This is a genomic window from Ferrovibrio xuzhouensis (assembly GCF_042648965.1).
In the GTDB taxonomy this organism is placed as follows: Bacteria; Pseudomonadota; Alphaproteobacteria; order Ferrovibrionales; family Ferrovibrionaceae; genus Ferrovibrio; species Ferrovibrio xuzhouensis.
In genome coordinates this window covers 90276-110737 of the sequence record NZ_JBHRYJ010000002.1, presented here as the reverse complement: position 1 = coordinate 110737, position 20462 = coordinate 90276, and the positions used below count along the sequence as shown (strand labels likewise).

Here is a 20462-nt window from a genome sequence, read left to right as displayed (position 1 = left end):
CCTCGCCGCCGAGCGCTTCGGCGCCAGCCCGGAACGCATGGCGACCATCTGGGAATACCGGTCGAGCCCGCATTTCACTGCAGCCGAGCGCGCCGCCTTTGACTTCGCGCTGGCCGCCGCCTGCGTACCAAACGCCGTGGCGCCGGAGGTCCAGCAGGCGCTGCGCGATCACTGGAGCGACGACGAGATCGTCGAGATCACCGGCGTCGTCGCACTGTTCGGCTTCCTCAATCGCTGGAACGATTCAATGGCGACGACACTCGAAGACATCGGCGTCGATGCCGGCAGCCGCAATCTCGTCCATACCGGCTGGGCGCCGGAGAAACATGGCAGTTGACCATTCCGGAGCGGTCCGACGTGTGGCGACTGGACCGAGACCGAAAAGATGCGGTATGCAGGCCGGGTTTCCGCTATAGTCGAATCGCTGTTGCACCGCCGGAAGCGTTCTCGGGCATGTCTGAAAAATCCACCCTGGCCGACCGTCTGCGCGAAAATCTGGCCGACCAGATTGTGAACGGTGAGTTGCGCCCCGGCACCCGGCTCGACGAGATCGAGCTCGCCACCAAATTCGGCATGTCGCGCACCCCGGTGCGCGAGGCTTTCAAGGCGCTGGCCGGCATGGGCCTGGTGGAACAGCGGCCGCATCGCGGCGTCGTCGTCGCCCTGCCCAGCCGCAAGCGCATGGAAGAGATGTTCGAGGTGATGGCCGAGATCGAGGCGACCTGCGCCCGGCTCGCCGCGGTGCGCATGACCGGACCGGAACGTCGCCAGCTCGAGCAGGCCCATCTGCAGTCACTCGGCCTCGTGCGCCAGGGCGACCTCGACGGCTATTCGACCTTCAACAACGATTTCCACGACATCATCTACCGCGCCAGCAAGAACAGCTTCCTGGAGGAAACTGCGCGCGCGGTGCGCCGCCGCGTGCTGCCCTTCCGGGTGTCGCAGTTCCGCGTGGTCGGCCGCCTGACCAGTTCGCACGCCGAGCATGACACCGTGGTGCAGGCGATCCTGCGCGGCGACGGGCCGGCCGCCGAGCAGGCGATGCGCGCCCATGTCGCCAAGGTGACCGTTGCCTCCGTCGACTTCGTCGAGGAGCACCGGCCGGACCACCTGCCTATGCAGCGCTGGCCCGACGAAACGCCCGCCATCCGCCGTAATCCGTGATCTCGGCGGCGCCGGCGATGCCGGCCGCCTCGCAGACAAAGCCCTTCACCATGCCGCCATCCTCGAGCCGCACGTCGGCGATGCCGAGCGGCGTTGGAATCTCGGCGACGAACACGCCGAAGGCGGCCGGCGACAGCGCCCAGATCTCGCCCTCGATGGCGGCACCGTCACTGTCCACCCGCACGAGGCCGGGCCGGGCGACGCCACCTTTCAGTGCATAAAGCCGGTAATCGGCCGATGTGCGGCAGGCCCGCACGAAACGCGCGCCGAGCGCCTGCATCTGCGGATTGAGCGGCTCGCCGGACAGATGCGCGCCGAACACCATCAGCGCGATCTGCGGATGCAGACTGGTTCCGGCCGGCGGCGGTGCCGGCTGCGCATACCCCGTGGCGCCGAGCGTCAGTCCGGTGGCGGCATGGAAGGCCTGGCCGATGGCGGCCAGCTGCGGTTCGGCGAAACCCGGCCCGACCAGCGTCACGCCGGCCGGCAGGCTGTCGGGCTGGAAGCCGTTCGGCACGGCGAGCGCGGCAAGATCGAAATAGTTCACGAAATTCGTGTAGTGGCCGAGGTTGCTGTTGAGCTGGACCGGATCGGCGGCCAGCTCGTCGACGCGATAGATCGTGCCGCTGGTCGGCAGCAGCATGACGTCGATATCCTGCCAGACCGGCGCGGTCTGCTGGCGCAGCTCCTGCAGCCGGTAATGCATGCGGTGCACATCGACGGCATTGGCGTCGCGCCCCCGCAGGATGATCGCACGGGTCACCGGATGCATGTCCTCGGCATGACCGGCGAGGAAGCTCTCGACCGCCGCGGTGCGCTCGGCGGTGCCGGCCGGCTGGTAGAGGAAGCCGGCGGCCTCGGCGAACGGCGCATAGTCGATCTCGACGGCAGTGCCGCCGAGTGCGGTCATGCGCGCGATCGCCTGGTCGAACAGCGCCTCGGCGGCGGCATTGCCGAAGAACCTGCGCTGGTCCGGCCGCGGCAGGCCGAAACGGAAGGCGGAAGGTGCCGCCGGCACGGTGGCGCGCCAGCCCGGCGGCGCCGCGCGGCTGTAGCCGTCCTGCGCATCGAGGGCGGCGGCGACCTGCAGCACCGCCATGCTGTCGGCCACCGTATTGGCGAAGACCGACACACAGTCGAGCGAACGGCAGGCCGGCACCATGCCGGTCGCACTGATCAGGCCGATGCTGGGCTTCAGGCCGACGATGTTGTTGAAGCCGGCCGGCACGCGGCCCGAGCCGGCGGTATCGGTGCCGAGCGCGAAGCTGGCAAGCCCGGCACTGACCGCCACCGCCGAGCCGGAACTGGAGCCGCCGGGGATATAGGCGGCATTGAACGGATTGACCGCGACGCCATAGGGGCTGCGCACGCCGACCAGGCCGGTGGCGAACTGGTCGAGGTTGGTCTTGCCGATCAGGATGGCGCCGGCGGCCAGCAGGCGTTCGACCACCGTGGCGGATTTGTCCGGCGTATAGGCAAAGGCCGGGCAGGCCGCCGTGGTCGGCAGTCCGGCGGCATCGATATTGTCCTTCACCGCAAACGGAATGCCCCACAAGGGCAGGTCGCGCGGGCCTTCAGCCAGGGCGGCGGCGCGGACCAGCGCCGCCGCGCGCGGCACCAGCGTGATCCAGACGCCATCCTCGCCGCGGGCGGCGATGCGGTCATAGATCTCGGCGACGACATCGGCCGGCGACAGGCGCCCGGCCGCATAAGCCGCCTGCAGGGTGAGAATATCGAGAGAGCCGACCATGCCTGTTTCCAGCCTGTTATCCGGTGTGTCGTCCTGCGGCACCCTGCTCAGGGGCTGCCGACAGGTCTATTGTATGCAATATGTATACCGCCTCTGCCATCATTTAACCCACGAAAATGATTGATATTTTCACCATTGTGCGCGACTATTTTATGACCGATTGCATTTTTTTATGTCTATTTTTTATGCATTTTATTCGCCGTGCATGCAAGGCCTTCCTGACCGCCGGCCGTCGCCCCGGCCGGATTCTCTCTGGCATCTCAGGTCATTACCGCCGCATGCAGTGGCATGACCCGGCGCTGGCACACCCGTTGCACTAGGGAGGTTATCGCCATCGCTGTCACAGGGGGATTCTGACATGCATCGCCGTCTGTTTCTGACTGCATCCTCGGCCATCGTCGCGGGCGTCGCACTCGCCGCCGCCTTCACGGTCACGCCGGCCGCCGCGCAGTCGCGCAAGGAAACCCTGGTCGTGCTGGTCGAGAATGGCCCGAACAGCATGGACATCCATGGTGTCGGCACCAGCTTCCGCTCCTATGTCGCCGCCTGGAACATGTACGACCGCCTGGTCACCTTCGGCCGCAAGAAGCTCGCTGACGGCACGCTGTCCTATGACTACAGCAAGATCGAGCCGGAGCTGGCCGAGAGCTATGCCATGGCGCCCGACGGCAAGTCGGTCACCTTCAAGCTCCGCAAGGGCGCCAAGTTCCACGACGGCGCCCCGGTCACCGCCCATGACGTGAAGTGGTCCTACGACCGCGCCGTCAGCGTCGGCGGCTTCCCGACCTTCCAGATGAAGGCCGGCAGCCTCGAGAAGCCCGAGCAGTTCGTGGTGGTCGACGACTATACCTTCCGCGTCGACCTGCCGAAGAAGGACAAGCTGTCGCTGCCCGACATGGCCGTCGTGGTGCCGGCGATCTACAACTCCAAGCTCGCCATGAAGCACGCGACCGAGAAGGACCCGTGGGCGATGGAGTGGATGAAGACCAACGACGCCGGCGGCGGCGCCTTCAAGCTCGACAAATGGGCGCCGGGCCAGGAAACCGTGCTGAGCCGCTTCGACGACTGGAAGAGCGGTCCGCTGCCGAAGATGAAGCGCGTGATCCTGCGCGAGGTGCCCTCGGCCGGCAACCGGCGCGCCCTGATGGAGCGCGGCGATGCCGACATCTCGGTCGACATGCCGCAGAAGGATGCCGCCGAACTGATCGCCGAAGGCGGCAAGGGCAAATACAAGGTGGTCGGCGTGCCGATCGAGAACTCGCTGAAGTACGTCGGCCTCGTCACCACCATGAAGCCGTTCGACGACGTCCGCGTGCGCCAGGCCATCGCCTATGCGGTGCCCTACCAGGAGATCTACAAGTCGGCGATCTACGGTCGCGGCATCCCGATGTCGGGTGCCGGCGCCGATGTGCCGAAGCAGCCGGTCTGGCCGCAGCCCTTCCCCTACAAGACCGACCTTGCCAAGGCCAAGAAGCTGCTGGCCGAGGCCGGCTATCCGGACGGCTTCGAGAGCACCATCTCGATCGACCTCGGTGATGCGACCGCTTCCGAGCCGGAAGCCGTGCTGCTGCAGGAGAGCCTGGCCAAGATCGGCATCAAGACCACCATCGAGAAGATCCCGGGCGCCAACTTCCGCAACGCCATGCTGCAGAAGAACCGGCCGATCCATATCGCCAGCTTCGGCGGCTGGCTGAACTTTCCGGATTACTTCTTCTTCTGGGGCTATCACGGCCAGAATGCCGTGTTCAACACCATGTCCTACAAGAACCCGAAGATGGATGCCCTGATCGACGCCGCCCGCTACGACGACGATCCGGCCCAGTACAAGAAAGACGTGCTGTCCTTCATCAAGCTGGCCATGGATGACGCGCCGCGCATCCCGCTGTACCAGCAGATCCTCGATGTCGGCATGCAGAAGAACATCACCGGCTATACCTACTGGTTCCATCGCCAGCTCGACTTCCGCAGCATCGGCAAGATGTAAGACAGCCATCGCGTAACGTGCAGGAGGAAGGGCGACGATGCTGGGCCTGATTGGCAAACGGATCATCTCTGCGATCCCGAGCGTGATCGGCGTCCTGGTCGTCACCTTCCTTCTCACCCGTGCCCTGCCCGGCGACCCGGCCGCCTTCTTCGCCGGACCCGCCGCGACCCAGGAAGCCATCGAACAGGTCCGCCACAGCCTCGGCCTCGACAAGAGCCTGCTGCAGCAGTTCGTGGTGTACCTGACCGACCTCGCCCATGGCGATCTCGGCAATTCGGTTGCCACCGGTCAGTCGGTGCTGACCGAGATCACCACCCGCCTGCCGGCCTCGCTGGAACTCACCCTGATCGCCCTGCTTGTCTCGGTCGCCATTGCCGTGCCGCTCGGCGTGATGGCGGCGACCAAGCCCGGCTCGCTGATCGACCATGCCTGCCGCATTGTCACCACCGCCGGCGTCAGCCTGCCCGCCTTCTTCACCGGTCTGCTGCTGATCTACGTCCTCTACTATCAGCTCGGCCTGGCGCCGGCGCCGCTCGGCCGGCTCGACATCTTCTTTTCGACGCCGACGCGGGTCACCGGCTTCTACCTGATCGACACCTTGCTCGACGGCGATCCGGAAGCCTTCATCGGCGCGGTCAAGCAGCTGATCCTGCCGGTGATCACGCTCGCGATCTTCACTATGGCGCCGCTTGCCCGCATGACCCGCGCGGCGATGCTGGAGGTGCTGTCCAGCGATTTCGTGCGCACGGCGCGGGCGTCCGGCCTGCCGAAGCACAAGATCATCTACACATATGCTTTCCGCAACGCCATGCTGCCGGTGATCACCACCCTCGGCATGGTGTTCTCCTTCCTGCTCGGCGCCAATGTGCTGGTCGAGAAGGTGTTCTCCTGGCCCGGCATCGGCACCTTCGCCATCGAAGCGCTGATCGCCTCGGACTACGCGCCGATCCAGGGTTTCGTGCTGACCATGGCGCTGATGTATGTGGCGCTCAACCTTGCCATCGACGTGCTCTACATCGTGATCGATCCGCGGGTGGGCTTCGAGGCATGATCGCGACCTTGCGTCATATCCGCTATGTGCTGACCGAAAACCCGATCACGCTGTTCGCCTTCAGCCTGTTCGCCCTGCTGATCCTCTGTGCCGTCTTCGGCCCGTGGATCGCGCCCTACGATCCCCTGACGACCAATTCCGCGCTGGCGCTGAAACCGCCGTCGCTGGCGCACTGGTTCGGCACCGACTCGCTCGGCCGCGATATCTTCAGCCGCGTGCTGGTCGCCACCCGGCTCGATCTCGGCATCGCCTTCGCCTCGGTGGCGCTGACCTTCGCCATCGGCGCGCTGGCCGGCATCGCCGCGGGTTATTTCGGCGGCTGGACCGACCGCATCGTCGGCCGCGCCGCCGATACCATCATGGCCTTTCCGCTGTTCGTGCTGGCCATGGGTATCGTCGCCGCGCTCGGCAACACCGTCGGCAACATCGTGCTGGCCACCGCCATCATCAACACGCCGCTCTATGCCCGCGTTGCCCGCGCCGAGGCCAACATCCGCCGCAATGCCGGCTTCGTTGAGGCCGCCCGGCTGTCGGGCAACGGCGAGGGCCGCATCCTGCTGCTGCAGATCCTGCCCAACATCCTGCCGATCCTGATGGTGCAATGCTCGCTGACCATGGGCTATGCCATCCTGAATGCCGCTGGCCTGTCCTTCATCGGGCTTGGCATCGCACCGCCGACGCCGGAATGGGGCATCCTGGTCGCCGAGGGCGCCACCTACATGATCTCCGGCGAATGGTGGGTGGCGCTGTTCCCCGGCCTTGCGCTGATGACCGCGGTCTTCTGCTTCAACCTGCTGGGCGACGGCCTGCGCGACATCGTCGACCCCCGGAGGCGCACATGACGGCCGCTCCCGTCCTTGCCGTCGACAACCTGTCGGTCGAATTCCGCACCCGCGGCGGCCTGGTGCGCGCGCTGGAGCATGTCAGCTTCGAGATCGGCAAGGGCGAGATGGTCGCCATCGTCGGCGAATCCGGCTCGGGCAAGTCAGTCACCGCCTATACGGTGATGGGCATCCTCGATCCGGCCGGCCGGGTGTCGACCGGCACCGCCAGTTTCGGCGGCCTCGACCTGCTGACCACACCGGAAGCCGTGCTGCGCGACATCCGCGGCCGCGAGATGTCGATGATCTTCCAGAATCCGCGCGTCGCGCTGAACCCGATCCGCCGGGTCGGCGACCAGATCGCCGACGTGCTGCTGCAGCATGGCAATGTCACCCGCCCCGAGGCACCGCAGCGTGCCGTCGACATGCTGACCCGGGTGCGTATCCCCGATCCGGCCCGGCGGGCGAAAGCCTATCCCTTCGAGCTGTCCGGCGGCATGTGCCAGCGCATCATGATCGCCATCGCGCTGAGCTGCGCCCCCAGGCTGCTGATCGCCGACGAGCCGACCACCGGCCTCGATGTCACCACCCAGGCCGCCATCATGGACCTGATCGCCGAGCTGGGCGCCGAACAGGGCATGTCGACCCTGCTGATCACCCATGACCTCGGCATGGCGGCCGAATACTGCGACCGCATCGTCGTCATGCATGCCGGCCATATCGTCGAGAGCGCGCCGACCGCCGAACTCTTCGCCCATCCGCGCCACCCCTACACCGCCAAGCTGATCGCCGCCACGCCGCGGCCCGCCGTGTCGCTGATCGACCTCGCCGCCATTCCCGGCAACCTGCCCGACCTGCGGCAGGCCGACATCCCGCCCTGCCGCTATGTCGCCCGCTGCGAACGCCGGCTGCCGCGCTGCGACCAGGCGCTGCCGCGCGTGCTGGGCGACCATGGCGACAGCATGGTCGCCTGCTGGAATCCGCTATGACAGAGCCCGCCGACACCGACCTGTTCGAGAAACCGCTGCTGGACGCCCAGTCGCTGCACAAGCAGTTCCCGGTCGGGCGCAAGGCCAGCCTGCTTGAGCGCATCCGCGGCACCGCCAGGCCGCCGGCCCTGCTGCATGCGGTCGACGACGTCACCTTCACCATCGGTCGCGGCGAGACCTTCGGCCTGGTCGGCGAGAGCGGCTGCGGCAAGTCGACCCTGGTGCGGCTGCTGACCCGGCTGCTCGACATCACCGACGGCAGCATCCGGCTCGACGGCACCGAGATCGGCCAGATGCCGGCCAAGGGTTTCGGCCGCTCGCCCTGGCGGCCACGCATCCAGATGGTATTCCAGGATGCCACCGACAGCCTCAACCCGCGCTATACCGCCTTTGCCGCCATCGCCGACCCGATCCAGCGGCTGAAGCCGTTGCCGCGCGCCGCGCTGAAGGCCCGGGTCGGGGAGCTGGCGGCCATGTGCGGCCTGCCGCCTGAACTGCTCGGCCGCTTCCCGCATCAGCTGTCCGGCGGCCAGAAGGCCCGCGTCGGCATCGCCCGCGCGATTGCCGTGGAACCCGAACTGCTGATCCTCGACGAGCCGACCGCGGCGCTCGACGTTTCGGTGCAGGTGGTGATCCTGCAGCTGCTGCAGGACCTGAAGCAGCGGCTCGGCATGAGCTACCTGTTCGTCAGCCACGACCTCAACGTCGTGCGGCTGCTGTGCGACCGGGTGATGGTGATGTATCTCGGCCGCATCGTCGAGACCGGCCCGGCCGAAGAGATCTTCCGCAACCCGCAGCATCCCTATACCCGGGCCCTGCTGTCGGCGATCCCGCATTTCGAGCTGGGCAGTCACAAGGAAGGCAAGGTCGCGCCGCGCCTGCGCATCGCCGGCGAGCCACGCAGCCCGATCGATCCCTCGCCGCATGTCTGCCGCTTTTACGGCCGCTGCCCGAAGGGTACACTGGCCTGCGAGCAGACCATGCCGCTGCTGCAGGGCGTGGGCCCCGGCCATTCGGTGGCCTGCCACTTTCCCGGCACGAGCGACAGCACGATCATGGAGGAGGTTGCATGAGCGGGGCCCCATTCGATGCCGAAGCCTATATGGCGGCTGCCGCCGCTGCGCTCGGCCTGACCCTCGACAAGGCCTGGAAGCCCGGCGTGCTCGACAACCTGAAGCGCTCGCACCAGATCGCGCAAGCGTTTCTCGGCTTCGCGCTGCCCGACGAGACCGAACCCGCCTCGCGGTTCGAGCCGTAAGCCGCCGCCATGATCGACTGGCAGAGCAAGGGCTTTGAGATCGCCGCCGCGGTCCGCGACGGCCGGACATCGGCCACCGAAGCGGTTCAGGTGGCGCTGGCCCGCATCGAGGCGACCAATCCGGCACTGAATGCATTTACCGCGGTCACGGCGGATCGCGCCCGCGCGAAGGCCACCGCCATCGACCAGATGCGCAGTGCGGGCCGGCCGCTCGGGCCGCTGGCCGGTGTACCCTTCGCGGTGAAAAACCTGTTCGATGTCGCCGGCCTGGCGACCTTGGCCGGATCGAAGATCAACCGCGACCACAAGCCGGCGACGGCCGATGCCGCGCTGGTGCAGCGGCTGGAGGCCGCCGGGGCGATCCTCGTCGGTGCGCTCAACATGGGCGAATACGCCTATGACTTCACCGGCGAGAACGTGCACTACGGCCCCTCGCGCAATCCGCATGACCCGGCGCGCATGTCCGGTGGCTCGTCGGGCGGCTCGGGCACCGCGGTCGCCGCCGGCATGGTGCCGCTGGCACTCGGCTCGGATACCAACGGCTCGATCCGCGTGCCCTCGTCGCTCTGCGGCCTGTTCGGCCTGAAGCCGACCTTCGGGCGGCTCAGCCGCCATGGCAGTTTTCCCTTCGTCGCCGACCTCGACCATCTCGGCCCGATGGCCCGTTCGGTGACCGACCTCGCGCTCAGCTATGATGCCATGCAGGGCCCGGATGCGGCCGACCGCTGGTGCGCCCAGAAACCTGTCGCGCCGTCACTGCCCTCGCTGGACACCGGCATCGCCGGCCTGCGCATTGCCGTCGCCGACGATTACTTCGCGGCGACCGGCGAGCCGGAAGCCCATGCTGCCGTCGCCGCCTTCGCCAAAGCGCTCGGCACCGACCGCCGCGTCACCCTGCCGGAAGCCGGCCGGGGCCGGGCGGCGGCCTATGTGATCACCGCCAGCGAGGGTGCCAACCTGCACCGCGAGCGGCTGAAGACCCGCGCCGACGATTTCGATCCTGCCACCCGCGACCGCTTCTTTGCCGGGCTGATGCTGCCGACCGACTGGCTGGTGCAGGCGCACCGCTTTCGCGCCTGGTACCGGGCCCGCGTCGCCGAGGTGTTCCGCGAGGTCGACATCATCCTCGCCCCGGCAACGCCGTGTACCGCGCCGAAGCTCGGCCAGGTGATGATGACCCTGAACGGCGTCGAGATGCCGGTACGGGCCAATCTCGGCCTGTTCACCCAGCCGATTTCCGCCATCGGCCTGCCGGTGGTCGCCGCGCCCTGGGCCGACCGCGCCGGCCAGTTGCCCATCGGCGTGCAGGTCATCGCCGCGCCGTGGAAGGAAGACCTGGCGCTCCGCGTCGCCCGCCATCTGGAAAAAACCGGCATTGCCGCATCGAAAGCCGTGTGAGGAATTCATGGAGATCAACATCCCCGAGGTCCTGGCCGAAGTGACCGCCGCCTTCATGCGCTACGAGAAGGCGCTGACCTCGAATGATGTCGCAGTGCTTGACGCGCTGTTCTGCAACAGCCCGCATACCATCCGCTACGGCGTCGGCGAAAACCTCTACGGCTATGACCAGATCAGGGCCTTCCGCGCCGGCCGCTCGCCGGCCGGGCTGGAGCGCGAGATCTTCAACACGGCGATCACCACCTATGGCCGCGACTTCGCCACGGCGAATACCGAGTTCAGGCGGACCAGTTCGACCAAGACCGGCCGCCAGAGCCAGACCTGGATGCGCACCGCAGACGGCTGGAAGGTGATTTCGGCGCACGTCAGCCTTTTAGGCTGACATCAGGAAAACCGTCAGCCTTTTGGGCTGACAGAACGCCCTTTCAGACCCGGGCGATCACCGCGATCAGCCCGCCGCCATCCGGGCCCTGATGCTCGGCACCGCCGGAAACGAAGATCCGGCCATCGCCGATGATCCCGGCCACCAGCCCGCCGACTGCGCCGCGGATATGCCGCTGGGCGTTGATATCCGTGTCGTCCAGCATGGTATGGCGGTTGCCGCGCAGGGCGCCGCGCCGGTCGGGTTCGCATTTCACCAGCACGCCATGAATGCGCGCGGCATCGGCGGCCGACAGCTGCGGCGCGGCGGCCAGCCCGAGATCGCCGAGCACGGCAGAGACGCCGCCGATGTCCAGCGCATCCGCCATCGGGCGGTGCGCGATGGCAAGGTCGCCCGACCAGCCGGCGCTGTTGCCCAGCAGGATCACCTCGTTGCAGGCGACCTCGACACCGGACGAAATGCTGGCGCGGTCGGACTGCAGGTCATAGTCGCGGAACATGGCGTCTTCGGTCAGCCGTGCTGCCGGGGCATCGCCGAGCGCCAGCGCCACGCCGAAGGCGCCGGCCACCCGCGCGTAAGCCATCGAGCGGCCGGACTCGGCGGTCAGCACGGCGGCGCCGCGCGCGGCGGCCTCCTGGGCGCGGGCCGCCGTCACGCAGGGCGCCTTCACCTGCACGAAATGCACATCCGCCGGATCGTCGATTCCCGCATCGGCCATGGCTTGCTGCACGGCGGCGACGACCAGGTCGACATGGGCACGGCAGCCGACCTGTTCGGGCGGCATGGCCGGCGAAAAAGCCACGCCGATGGCCAGGCGCTTTTGGCCCGTGACCGGCGCGACCTCCACCGCCTCGCGGGCGAAGACCAGATAATGCGGCGACAGTACCCCCTCGGTGCCGCCCGACAGCACGCAGGGCACGCTGTCGAGGATCTCGGCGCGCGGCCGCCCGCTGCGTTCGGCCAGCAGGGCTGAAAAGGCCAGCGTGAAATAGCCGCGGGTGAAATCGTTCACGCCGCCATTGCCTTCGGTCTTGCCGATCACCGCGCAGACATGGCGCGGATCGAGCGTGCCGGCATCGAACAGGGCGGCGAGCTGCGACAGGTCGCCGGGATGCGCCATGCCGAGGCGATGAACGGACGCACGCATGAAAATCCTCCGGACTGCAAAGTGAGGGCGAACGGACACTCCTGCGAAGCAATTTGTGTTCCGCCGTATTCGGCCGCATGCGGCCGGTATATTCACCGCTTCACTGCTGAAACGCCCAATTCTTGGGCGCCATCTGCTGCGGCGTTAAGCGATGCGGTTTCCGCGGCGTGCCTGCTGTCGCCCTAAAGCTGCATCCCGAAACCCCGGCGGCTGGTGCGGCAGCCCCCGCGTGCATGGCATGCGCTTTGCACATTTGAATCCCGCAAATTGTATACAGGTAGTGCGGCCGATTATGTCAGGGATTATCACCGGCCTGTTCCATGTGGCCATCAAGACCGCGGATCTGGACAAGACCCGTCGGTTCTACTGCGGCCTGCTTGGTCTGGCCGAGGCGCCGCGGCCGGATTTCGGCTATCCCGGCGCCTGGATCGCCGTGCCCACCCCGGTCGGCGAGGCGATCATCCATATCTATGCCGGCGGGCCGGCGCTGGGCCCCGAGGGCCGGGCGCCGCTGGGGACCGCCGCCATCGACCATATCTCGCTGACCGCCGCGGGCTACCACGACTTCATCACCCGCTTCCGCGACCAGGGCGTCGACTGGCGCGAATTCCTCGTGCCGAACACGACCTACTGGCAGCTGTTCGTCTACGACCCGAACGGCGTGCAGCTCGAACTGACCTTCGACGGCCGCGCCGAGACCGGCGACCCGCCCGACATGTCCGACGGCCGCCGCTATATCGCCGGCGCCAGCTTCTTCGATTCCGCCCGCTACGCCCTCGCCTCTTGAAATAAGGACGCTGACATGATGACGACGACATCTTCCGCTTTCCTGCGCCGGTTGACCCGCCGCACCCTGGTGCTGGCCGGCACCGCCGCCATCGCACTCTCCGCCAGCCTGGCGCTCGGCAGCGCGGCCCGGGCCGCCGACAAGGTTAAGGTCGGCGTCTTTCCGGTCTCCTCGGCCCTGCCCTATTTCGTCGCCCTCGAGCGCGGCTATTTCAAGGAGCAGAATATCGACGCCGAAATGGTCAAGCTGATGGGCGCGCCGCCGATCGTGCAGGGTATGCTGACCGGCGACCTCGATGCCGGCGCCAACCTGGTCACCGTCGACGGCATGAATGCCGATACCAAGAAGGACGGCCTGGTCTACTACATGTCCCTCTACGGCCAGAACAAGTTCGCCCAGATGGAGCAGTTCGTCGCCAAACCCGGCCTCGACGCCAAGACGGTGAAGGACTTCAAGGGCAAGACGCTGAAGATCATGTCGGCGCCCGGCGCCGGCAACATGGCGATGGCGCGCGCCGTGCTCGGCGCCGTCGGCATGAAGGAAGGCACCGACTACACGCTGACCGAACTGGCGATGAACCTGCATGTCGATGCCATGAAGGCCGGCACCTTCGATGCCGGCTACACGCTGGAGCCGAACGGCACGGTGATGAACAAGACCGGCGCCGCTCATACCGTCGAGGCCGGCGTGGTATCGAAATACATCATCGGCCGCGAGAACGCCTATGCCTTCATGGCCGGCGGCGCCATCACCGGCAAGTTCATGAAGGAGCGGCCGGAAGTCGCCAGGCGCTTCTCCGCCGCCTGGCGCAAGGCGCTGAAGGACATCGAGCAGGATCCGACCACCCGTGAACTGCTGAAGGGCAACACCTTCACGCCCGCCGATCTGGTCATGACCATCCCGCTGCCGCGCATGCTGATGATCGATCAGCTGTCGGCCCAGGACAAGAAGGACTTCCAGAAGGTGATCGACTTCACCACCGAGAGCGGCGTGCTGAAGCAGAAAGTCGATACCGCCAAGTATCTCGTCGTCCTCGACAAGAAGGCGGCGAGCTGATGTTCGGAGGGTCGCGTGCCGCGGTACGGCTGGTGCAGGACGGAACGGCCATGACCATGGCCGGCGAGCCGGACCATCGCTGGTTTCCGCCCGGCACCCATATCACGGTGCGCGGCCTCTCCAAGCAGTTCAACGGCACGGTCATCTACGAGAATTTCGATCTCGACCTGCCGCGCGGCAAGGTGGTCTCGGTGTTCGGCCCGAACGGCTGCGGCAAGAGCACCATCATCAACATGATCGCCGGCCTGATCCCGCTGGATAAGGGCGACGTGCTGTTCGACGGCAAGACCATCGACGAGACGCGGATCGGCTATGTGTTCCAGAACTACCGCGAGGCGCTGTTCCCCTGGCTGCGCGCCATCGACAATATCCATTACCCGCTGAAGCTGATGGGCCTGTCGAAGCGCGCGCGCGAGGAGCGCGTCGCCAAGCTGCTGACCCGCTTCGACGTCAGGATCGATTTCCACCGCTATCCCTACGAGCTGTCCGGCGGCCAGCAGCAGACGGTGTCGATCCTGCGCTCGCTGGTGATGGAGCCGGAGGTGCTGTTCCTCGACGAGCCTTTCTCGGCGCTCGATTACGAGATGACCCTGTTCATGCGTGATCAGATGCAGAAGGCCTTCATGGAGACGAACACCACCATGGTGATCGTCAGCCATGACCTCGAGGAGGCCGTCTATCTCGCCGATTACGTGCTGCTGTTAACCCGGCGGCCGACCCGCATCGCCGATTACGTCGAAGTGCCGCTGCCGCGGCCGCGCAGCGCCGAGACCCTGTCGGACCCGAAATTCGTCGAGATCAAGAGCCATTGCCTGGATGTCTTCCGGCGGGAGGCCAAGCTGTGAACGCCGTCCTGTCGTTTGCGTCCGCCCGGCTCGGCCGCCTGCGTCCCGTGCTCGGCGTCGTCCTGCTGGTGTTTGTCTGGTGGCTGGCCACGGTGATGGAACTGGCCGACCCGGTGCTGCTGCCGCCGCCGCAGGAGGCGCTGAAGGCGCTGGTCGACGGGCTGGTGTCCGGCCCGCTGCTGTTCGATTTCTGGCAGACCATCTATCGCACCGTGCTGTCGTTTGCGATTGCCTCCGCCATCGCCATCCCGCTCGGCGTCATCCTCGGTGCCGCCGAGAAACTGTACCGCTCGGTGGAATTCGTCATCGACTTCTTCCGCTCGACCCCCGCATCGGCGGTCTTCCCGCTGTTCCTGGTGCTGTTCGGTGTCGGCGACCGCACCAAGATCGCGGTGGCCGCCTTCGGTGCCGTGCTGGTGATCCTGTTCAACGTCGCCTATGGCGTGATGAACGCCCGCAAGACCCGGGTTCTGGCCGCCAAGGTGATGGGCGCCGGCCGCTGGCGGGTGCTGATCGACGTGTATTTCTGGGAATCCCTGCCGCAGACCTTCATCGGCATGCGCAACGGCATCTCGCTGTCGCTGGTCATCGTGGTGGTGGCCGAGATGTTCATCGGCTCGACCGACGGCATCGGCCACCGGCTGATCGAGGCGCAGATGCTGTTCGAGATGCCGACCATGTATGCGGCGATTTTTGCCGCCGGTGCGCTCGGCTACGGCATGAACTGGGTGTTCCTGACCATCGAGAAGACCTTCGTGCACTGGGGCGGCAAATGACCGAGACCGCAGCGCGCAAACGCATCGTCATCGTCGGCGCCGGCGTTGCCGGCAGCATCCTCGCCTATGGCCTGAAGGACGTCGCCGGCGCCGAGGTGATCTGCATCGAGCGGGCCTCGCCGGAAGACCAGTCCGATGCCGGCACCGGGCTGAATGTCGGCCCCAATGCGATCAAGGCGCTGCATAGCTTCCTGCCCGACCTTGCCGCCAGCCTGGTCGGGCAGAGCCTGCCGTGGGCCAGCTGGCGCATCTCGCTGACCGGCGGGCGCGAACTGATGAACCTGCCGCTGCTCGATGTCGCCGACAACCACGGCATCCGCATCCGCTGGTCGGCGCTCTACCGCCTGCTGCGCCAGCCGGTGCGCGCCCATGTCCGCTTCGCCACCGAAGTCGTCGCCATGCGCTATGCCCGCGCCGGCGAGGCCGGGCCGATCGTCATCGAGACCCGCCACCGCCAGACCGGCGTCACCACGCTGATCGACGGCATCGACCTGCTGATTGCCGGTGACGGCCGCTATTCCGCCGTGCGCGAGACCTTTTTTGCCCGGCCCGAGCCGCGCTTCCTCGGCGTCTGCATTTTCCGCCTGCTGGTGGAAGCGGCGCGACCCGGCCTGATCGACGATTACGAGCAGTGGTTCAACGGCCCCAACCGCCTGCTGGCCTTCCGGGTGCCGGGCGAGGCCACCTATATCGCCGGCTCTTTCCCGATCCCGGCCGACGCGGATGTGCCGGACGCAGCCAAGACCGCTGCGGCGCTGCGCACGCTCTATACGCCGGCCGACGGCACGCCGAGCGACCAATGCGCCTTCATGATCGACACCATCTGCAGCCATCTCGACGACATCCACTGGGCGCGGCTGCAGGAATGCGACATCGCCTTCGGCGACCCGAACGGCCGCATCCTGCTGCTGGGCGACGCGGCGCATCCGATGGTCCCCACCCTCGGCCAGGGCGCCACCCAGGCGATGGAAGATGCCTGCATCGCGGTGGCCGAACTGCGTGGCGCGCTGGCCGGACCGGCCGCCGGCCTCGCCGAGGCGGTGTGGCGGATCGAGGAGCGCCGGCGCGGCCGGGTCGAATTCGTGGTGAATTTCTCGCGCGATGCCACCGACACCATGCTGGCCGGCGCCGATCCGGTCAGCGGCAGCCTGGCCAAGAACGGCCCCGGCTTCCGCGCCAAGCTGGCCCGGCTCTATCGCGACGTGCCGGCGGCGTGAGCTTCGGGCCGGCAGGCCATTGCCCGCCGCCCCACTGAAACCAGCCGCCGATCAGACGATCTGGACCTTCAGGTCCGGCAAGCCGTCGACATGGCCGACCAGCGTGTCGCCGGCCACCACGGCGGCAACGCCTTCGGGCGTACCGGAGAAGATCAGGTCGCCGGGCTGCAGTTCCCAGGCCGCCGACAGATGCTCGATGGTCTCGCTGATGTTCCAGATCAATTTGTCGACCGTGCTGCCCTGGCGCGGGCTGCCGTTGACCTGGAGCGAGATCGCGGCCTTTTCGATGCCACCGGCCTTGTCCTTGGGGACAATCGGGCCCATCGGGGCGCTGTAGTCAAACGCCTTGCCGATGCACCAGGGCCGGCCCTGCTTCTTCATGTCGTTCTGCAGGTCGCGGCGTGTCATATCCAGGCCCACGGCATAGCCGTAGACGTAATCCATCGCATCCCTGGCCGCGATGGCCTTGCCGGCCTTGCCGATGGCGACCACCAGCTCGATCTCGTGGTGCAGGTTCTTGGTCAGGCTCGGATACGGCATATGGCCCGTCGCGCCTTCCGGCACCACCACCAACGCATCGGCGGGCTTCATGAAGAAAAACGGCGGCTCACGACCGGTAAAGCCCATCTCCTTCGCATGCTCTTCATAGTTCCGGCCCACGCAGTAAATGCGGTGCACGGGGAACTGCTTGTCGGTGCCAAGAACCGGCACCGCAACGGTGGCGGACGGTGCAAACACGAAATCCATGGAGGCTCTCCGGTGGGGTGGCCAGATGGCGGAGGGAGTGGGATTCGAACCCACGATACCCTTTTGAGGTATACACACTTTCCAGGCGTGCGCCTTCGACCGCTCGGCCATCCCTCCAGCGCGGGCGGCACTATACCCGCCGGAGACGAATTTGCAATCCACCCGCAGAATTGCGTAAAGTCCTGTCCAGGCAGGTCAAATGCGGGGAGCGAGACGTGCTGCTGGGGCGGATTCTGGGCTGGATTCTGGTGGCGCTGGCGATACTGGCGGCGGGTGGTGATGGTTTGGGCTGGCTGCAGAACGGCCGGCTGGCCCTGAGCAGCCTGCGCGCCTTCTGGACCCGGGTCGACCCGACCAGCCTCGGCGTCGTCCAGGCCGCGATGCAGGCCTGGCTGCCGGCGGCCGTCTGGGACCCCGGCATAACCACCCTGCTCGCCTGGCCCGCCGTTCTGGTGCTCGGCGTCCTCGGTATCCTGCTGCTGGCGCTCTGCCGGCGGCGACCGCCGCGCCGGCGGCGCTTCGGGGCGCTGGCCTGAGGCAGGTCTACTGGCCGGAGATTTACTGGCCGAAACCTTACTGGTCGGAGATCTTCAGGGCGGCGATGAAGGCTTCCTGCGGAATCTCGACATTGCCGACCTGCCGCATGCGCTTCTTGCCCTCTTTCTGCTTCTCCAGCAGCTTGCGCTTGCGACTGATGTCGCCGCCGTAGCATTTCGCCAGCACGTCCTTGCGCAGCGCCGAAATATCCTCGCGGGCGATGATGCGGCCGCCGATGGCCGCCTGGATGGCGATCTTGAACATCTGGCGCGGAATCAGTTCCTTCAGCCGCTCGCAGAGCTGGCGGCCGCGGGTCTCGGCGCGGCCGGCATGCACGATGGTGGCCAAAGCGTCGACATTCTCGGCATTCACCAGGATGGTCATCTTCACCAGGTTGCCGGCCTCATAGCCGTCCATGGTGTAATCGAAGCTGGCATAACCGCGGCTGACCGACTTCAGCCGGTCATAGAAATCGAACACCACCTCGTTGAGCGGCAGGCGGTAGACCACCATGGCGCGGTTGCCGGCATAGGTCAGTTCGACCTGGCGGCCGCGCTTTTCCTCGCACAGCTTGAGGATGCTGCCGAGATGCTCGTCGGGCACCATGATGGTGGCCCTGATCCATGGCTCGTCGATATGGTCGATCAGCATCGGGTCCGGCATGTCGGCCGGGTTATGTACCTCTTCCATCGAGCCGTCGGTCTTGTAGACGTGATAGACGACGCTCGGCGCCGTGGTGATCAGGTCGAGGTTGAATTCGCGGATCAGGCGTTCCTGGATGATCTCGAGATGCAGCAGGCCGAGGAAGCCGCAGCGGAAGCCGAAACCCAGCGCCGCCGAACTTTCCATCTCGAAATGGAAGCTGGCATCGTTGAGTCGCAGCTTGCCGAGGCTTTCGCGCAGTTCCGGGAAGGCGCCGGCATCGATCGGATAGAGGCCGCAGAACACCACCGGGATCGACGGCTTGAAGCCGGGCAGCGCCTGCGCAGCCTGCCGCTTGTCCTCGGTGATGGTATCGCCCACCGAGGTATCGGCCACTTCCTTGATCGCCGCCGTGAAGAAGCCCATCTCGCCGGGCCCGAGCTCGTCGATCATGGTCTGCTTCGGATTGAAGATGCCGACGCGCTCGACCGGATGTACCGCACCCGACGACATGAACTTGATCTTCATGCCCTTGCGGATCACGCCATCGACGACGCGGAACAGCACGACGACGCCGAGATAGGCATCGTACCAGGAATCCACCAGCAGGGCTTTCAGCGGCGCGTTGCGGTCGCCCTTGGGCGCCGGCAGCCGGGTGACCAGCGCTTCCAGCACCTTGTCGATGCCGATGCCGGTCTTGGCGGAAATCTCGACGGCGTCGGATGCATCCAGCCCGATCACATCCTCGATCTGCTGCTTGACGCGCTCGGGCTCGGCCGCCGGCAGGTCGATCTTGTTGAGCACCGGCACGATTTCATGACCGGCATCGATGGCGTGATAGACATTGGCCAAGGTCTGCGCCTCGACGCCCTGGCTGGCATCGACCACCAGCAGCGAACCCTCGCAGGCCGCCAGCGAGCGGCTGACCTCGTAGGCGAAGTCGACGTGGCCGGGCGTGTCCATCAGGTTCAGCACGTAATTCTTGCCGTCCTGCGCCTTGTAGTTCAGCCGCACGGTCTGCGCCTTGATGGTGATGCCGCGCTCGCGCTCGATATCCATGCTGTCGAGCACCTGGGCGGTCATCTCGCGCTTTTCCAGGCCGCCGCAGGCCTCGATCAGGCGGTCGGCCAGGGTCGACTTGCCATGATCGATATGGGCGATGATGGAAAAGTTGCGGATCAGGTCGAGATCGGTCGCCACGGTGTGGTGCTCTGAATAAGGGAATGGGTCAGCGGAACAGCCGCAGGACGTCGCTGTCGCGGGTTTCCTGCGAGGGAATCTTCATGATGCCGCTGGTGCGCACGGCCGCTGCGCCATCGGCGGTGATCAGCGCCTCGGCAAACCCGAGGCTGCGGGTGGCGCGGATCAGCCGGCCCTTGCCTTCCACCCAGCTGCCGAGCGGTGCCGGCCCGACGTAATCGCCCGACAGGCTGACGGTGGGGAGGAACTTCTTGCCGCCGACCGCCACCGAGACGGTGAAACCGAGCAGCATGTCGGCGAAGGTCATCAGCATGCCGCCATGGCAGGTCTGCATCGGGTTGCAGTGGCGCGCCTCGACGCGAAAGCCCATCACCGGCAGGCCGTCATCGTCGATGCGCCCCCAGAGCGGACCGTTCACCTCCATGTAGCCCATGAAGGTGAGTTCCTTCATGCCGGCCGGCACGGATGCCGCAGTCTCTGTCTTGTGGGGAGCGCTCATGGGCGGGGGTTTTAGCACCTGCAACAGGGCCCGGCAACGAAGCCAGCCGGGGCGCTTCCCCCTGCGGGGCCGCCGGATGGTCCCTGACCGACCGCCGGGGACCGTTTTCGCCCGGCCGTGACCGCGAGTGACCGTTTCCGACCGGCAGTGACCGCTGGTGACCGTTCGTGACCGCTGGTGACCGCTGTGTACCGTTTCTGACCGCTGGTGTT

At 66.6% G+C, this 20462-nt stretch carries 22 protein-coding genes and 1 tRNA gene; 17 read left to right on the top strand and 6 right to left on the bottom strand.

What is annotated here, in order from left to right; translation table 11 throughout:
• Positions 1-37 precede the first annotated feature (37 nt).
• Both ACFOOQ_RS10595 and ACFOOQ_RS10590 read left to right on the top strand, forming a co-directional pair.
• Positions 38-337 (top strand): carboxymuconolactone decarboxylase family protein, encoded by a 300-nt coding sequence (locus tag ACFOOQ_RS10595; RefSeq protein ID WP_379725767.1) that lies wholly within the window; start codon positions 38-40, stop codon positions 335-337.
• Positions 338-453: 116 nt separating this feature from the next.
• A complete protein-coding gene (locus tag ACFOOQ_RS10590) occupies positions 454-1164 on the top strand; it encodes a GntR family transcriptional regulator (RefSeq protein WP_379725764.1) in 711 nt (236 codons plus the stop codon).
• On the opposite strand, the gene atzF is transcribed toward ACFOOQ_RS10590, so the two are convergent.
• Positions 1115-2914 (bottom strand): allophanate hydrolase, encoded by a 1800-nt coding sequence (gene atzF / locus ACFOOQ_RS10585; RefSeq protein WP_379725761.1) that lies wholly within the window; start codon positions 2912-2914, stop codon positions 1115-1117. The genes ACFOOQ_RS10590 and atzF overlap by 50 nt on opposite strands.
• Positions 2915-3030: 116 nt before the next feature.
• Here atzF and ACFOOQ_RS10580 point away from each other — a divergent pair, with 116 nt between their 5' ends.
• From ACFOOQ_RS10580 to hpxZ, 9 genes are read left to right on the top strand one after another with little or no spacing between them, the layout of a single operon-like run.
• Positions 3031-3234, top strand: a complete 204-nt coding sequence (locus ACFOOQ_RS10580; protein WP_379725758.1) for a hypothetical protein — start codon at positions 3031-3033, stop codon at positions 3232-3234.
• Positions 3235-3272: 38 nt separating this feature from the next.
• Positions 3273-4898, top strand: a complete 1626-nt coding sequence (locus ACFOOQ_RS10575; RefSeq protein ID WP_379725755.1) for an ABC transporter substrate-binding protein — start codon at positions 3273-3275, stop codon at positions 4896-4898.
• A 37-nt stretch (positions 4899-4935) separates the two neighbouring features.
• Positions 4936-5949 carry an ABC transporter permease gene (locus ACFOOQ_RS10570; RefSeq protein ID WP_379725752.1) on the top strand — a complete coding sequence of 338 codons (1014 nt, stop codon included), beginning with the start codon at positions 4936-4938 and terminating at the stop codon, positions 5947-5949.
• Positions 5946-6791, top strand: a complete 846-nt coding sequence (locus ACFOOQ_RS10565; RefSeq protein ID WP_379725749.1) for an ABC transporter permease — start codon at positions 5946-5948, stop codon at positions 6789-6791. The genes ACFOOQ_RS10570 and ACFOOQ_RS10565 overlap by 4 nt, the downstream gene beginning before the upstream one ends.
• Positions 6788-7759: an ABC transporter ATP-binding protein gene (locus tag ACFOOQ_RS10560; protein ID WP_379725746.1), complete on the top strand. Its 972-nt coding sequence runs from the start codon at positions 6788-6790 to the stop codon at positions 7757-7759. The genes ACFOOQ_RS10565 and ACFOOQ_RS10560 overlap by 4 nt, the downstream gene beginning before the upstream one ends.
• The gene (locus ACFOOQ_RS10555) at positions 7756-8832 is read left to right on the top strand and encodes an oligopeptide/dipeptide ABC transporter ATP-binding protein (RefSeq protein ID WP_379725743.1); all 1077 of its coding nucleotides are present in this window, start codon (positions 7756-7758) and stop codon (positions 8830-8832) included. The genes ACFOOQ_RS10560 and ACFOOQ_RS10555 overlap by 4 nt, the downstream gene beginning before the upstream one ends.
• Positions 8829-9017, top strand: a complete 189-nt coding sequence (locus ACFOOQ_RS10550; protein ID WP_379725740.1) for a DUF4089 domain-containing protein — start codon at positions 8829-8831, stop codon at positions 9015-9017. The genes ACFOOQ_RS10555 and ACFOOQ_RS10550 overlap by 4 nt, the downstream gene beginning before the upstream one ends.
• Positions 9018-9026: 9 nt before the next feature.
• Complete coding sequence (locus ACFOOQ_RS10545) at positions 9027-10415, top strand: AtzE family amidohydrolase (RefSeq protein WP_379725737.1); 1389 nt, start codon at positions 9027-9029, stop codon at positions 10413-10415.
• Between the two features lie 7 nt (positions 10416-10422).
• Positions 10423-10797: an oxalurate catabolism protein HpxZ gene (gene hpxZ, locus ACFOOQ_RS10540; RefSeq protein ID WP_379725734.1), complete on the top strand. Its 375-nt coding sequence runs from the start codon at positions 10423-10425 to the stop codon at positions 10795-10797.
• Between the two features lie 43 nt (positions 10798-10840).
• Here the strand turns inward: hpxZ and atzD are convergent, their stop codons facing one another.
• Positions 10841-11944, bottom strand: coding sequence for a cyanuric acid amidohydrolase (atzD, locus tag ACFOOQ_RS10535; RefSeq protein ID WP_379725731.1), 1104 nt, complete (start codon positions 11942-11944; stop codon positions 10841-10843).
• Between the two features lie 292 nt (positions 11945-12236).
• Between atzD and ACFOOQ_RS10530 the strand changes: the two genes are divergently transcribed.
• Genes ACFOOQ_RS10530 through ACFOOQ_RS10510 form a run of 5 tightly spaced genes read left to right on the top strand, consistent with a single transcriptional unit; the run spans position 12237 to position 16625 of the window.
• Positions 12237-12731 (top strand): VOC family protein, encoded by a 495-nt coding sequence (locus ACFOOQ_RS10530; RefSeq protein ID WP_379725728.1) that lies wholly within the window; start codon positions 12237-12239, stop codon positions 12729-12731.
• A 15-nt stretch (positions 12732-12746) separates the two neighbouring features.
• Positions 12747-13787: an ABC transporter substrate-binding protein gene (locus tag ACFOOQ_RS10525; RefSeq protein ID WP_379725726.1), complete on the top strand. Its 1041-nt coding sequence runs from the start codon at positions 12747-12749 to the stop codon at positions 13785-13787.
• Positions 13787-14632 carry an ABC transporter ATP-binding protein gene (locus tag ACFOOQ_RS10520; protein ID WP_379725723.1) on the top strand — a complete coding sequence of 282 codons (846 nt, stop codon included), beginning with the start codon at positions 13787-13789 and terminating at the stop codon, positions 14630-14632. Before ACFOOQ_RS10525 ends, ACFOOQ_RS10520 begins: the two co-directional genes overlap by 1 nt.
• The gene (locus ACFOOQ_RS10515) at positions 14629-15408 is read left to right on the top strand and encodes an ABC transporter permease (RefSeq protein ID WP_379725720.1); all 780 of its coding nucleotides are present in this window, start codon (positions 14629-14631) and stop codon (positions 15406-15408) included. Before ACFOOQ_RS10520 ends, ACFOOQ_RS10515 begins: the two co-directional genes overlap by 4 nt.
• A complete protein-coding gene (locus ACFOOQ_RS10510; protein WP_379725717.1) occupies positions 15405-16625 on the top strand; it encodes an FAD-dependent oxidoreductase in 1221 nt (406 codons plus the stop codon). The genes ACFOOQ_RS10515 and ACFOOQ_RS10510 overlap by 4 nt, the downstream gene beginning before the upstream one ends.
• 51 nt (positions 16626-16676) lie before the next feature.
• Here ACFOOQ_RS10510 and ACFOOQ_RS10505 read toward each other — a convergent pair whose 3' ends face one another.
• Both ACFOOQ_RS10505 and ACFOOQ_RS10500 read right to left on the bottom strand, forming a co-directional pair.
• The gene (locus ACFOOQ_RS10505) at positions 16677-17372 is read right to left on the bottom strand and encodes a fumarylacetoacetate hydrolase family protein (RefSeq protein WP_379725714.1); all 696 of its coding nucleotides are present in this window, start codon (positions 17370-17372) and stop codon (positions 16677-16679) included.
• A 26-nt stretch (positions 17373-17398) separates the two neighbouring features.
• Positions 17399-17489 (bottom strand) — tRNA-Ser (locus tag ACFOOQ_RS10500).
• A 98-nt stretch (positions 17490-17587) separates the two neighbouring features.
• Here ACFOOQ_RS10500 and ACFOOQ_RS10495 point away from each other — a divergent pair.
• A complete protein-coding gene (locus tag ACFOOQ_RS10495; RefSeq protein WP_379725711.1) occupies positions 17588-17908 on the top strand; it encodes a hypothetical protein in 321 nt (106 codons plus the stop codon).
• 37 nt (positions 17909-17945) lie between these two features.
• On the opposite strand, the gene lepA is transcribed toward ACFOOQ_RS10495, so the two are convergent.
• Both lepA and ACFOOQ_RS10485 read right to left on the bottom strand, forming a co-directional pair.
• The gene (lepA, locus tag ACFOOQ_RS10490) at positions 17946-19751 is read right to left on the bottom strand and encodes a translation elongation factor 4 (RefSeq protein ID WP_379725708.1); all 1806 of its coding nucleotides are present in this window, start codon (positions 19749-19751) and stop codon (positions 17946-17948) included.
• 28 nt (positions 19752-19779) lie between these two features.
• Positions 19780-20250, bottom strand: coding sequence for a PaaI family thioesterase (locus ACFOOQ_RS10485; RefSeq protein ID WP_379725705.1), 471 nt, complete (start codon positions 20248-20250; stop codon positions 19780-19782).
• Positions 20251-20462: the final 212 nt, after the last annotated feature.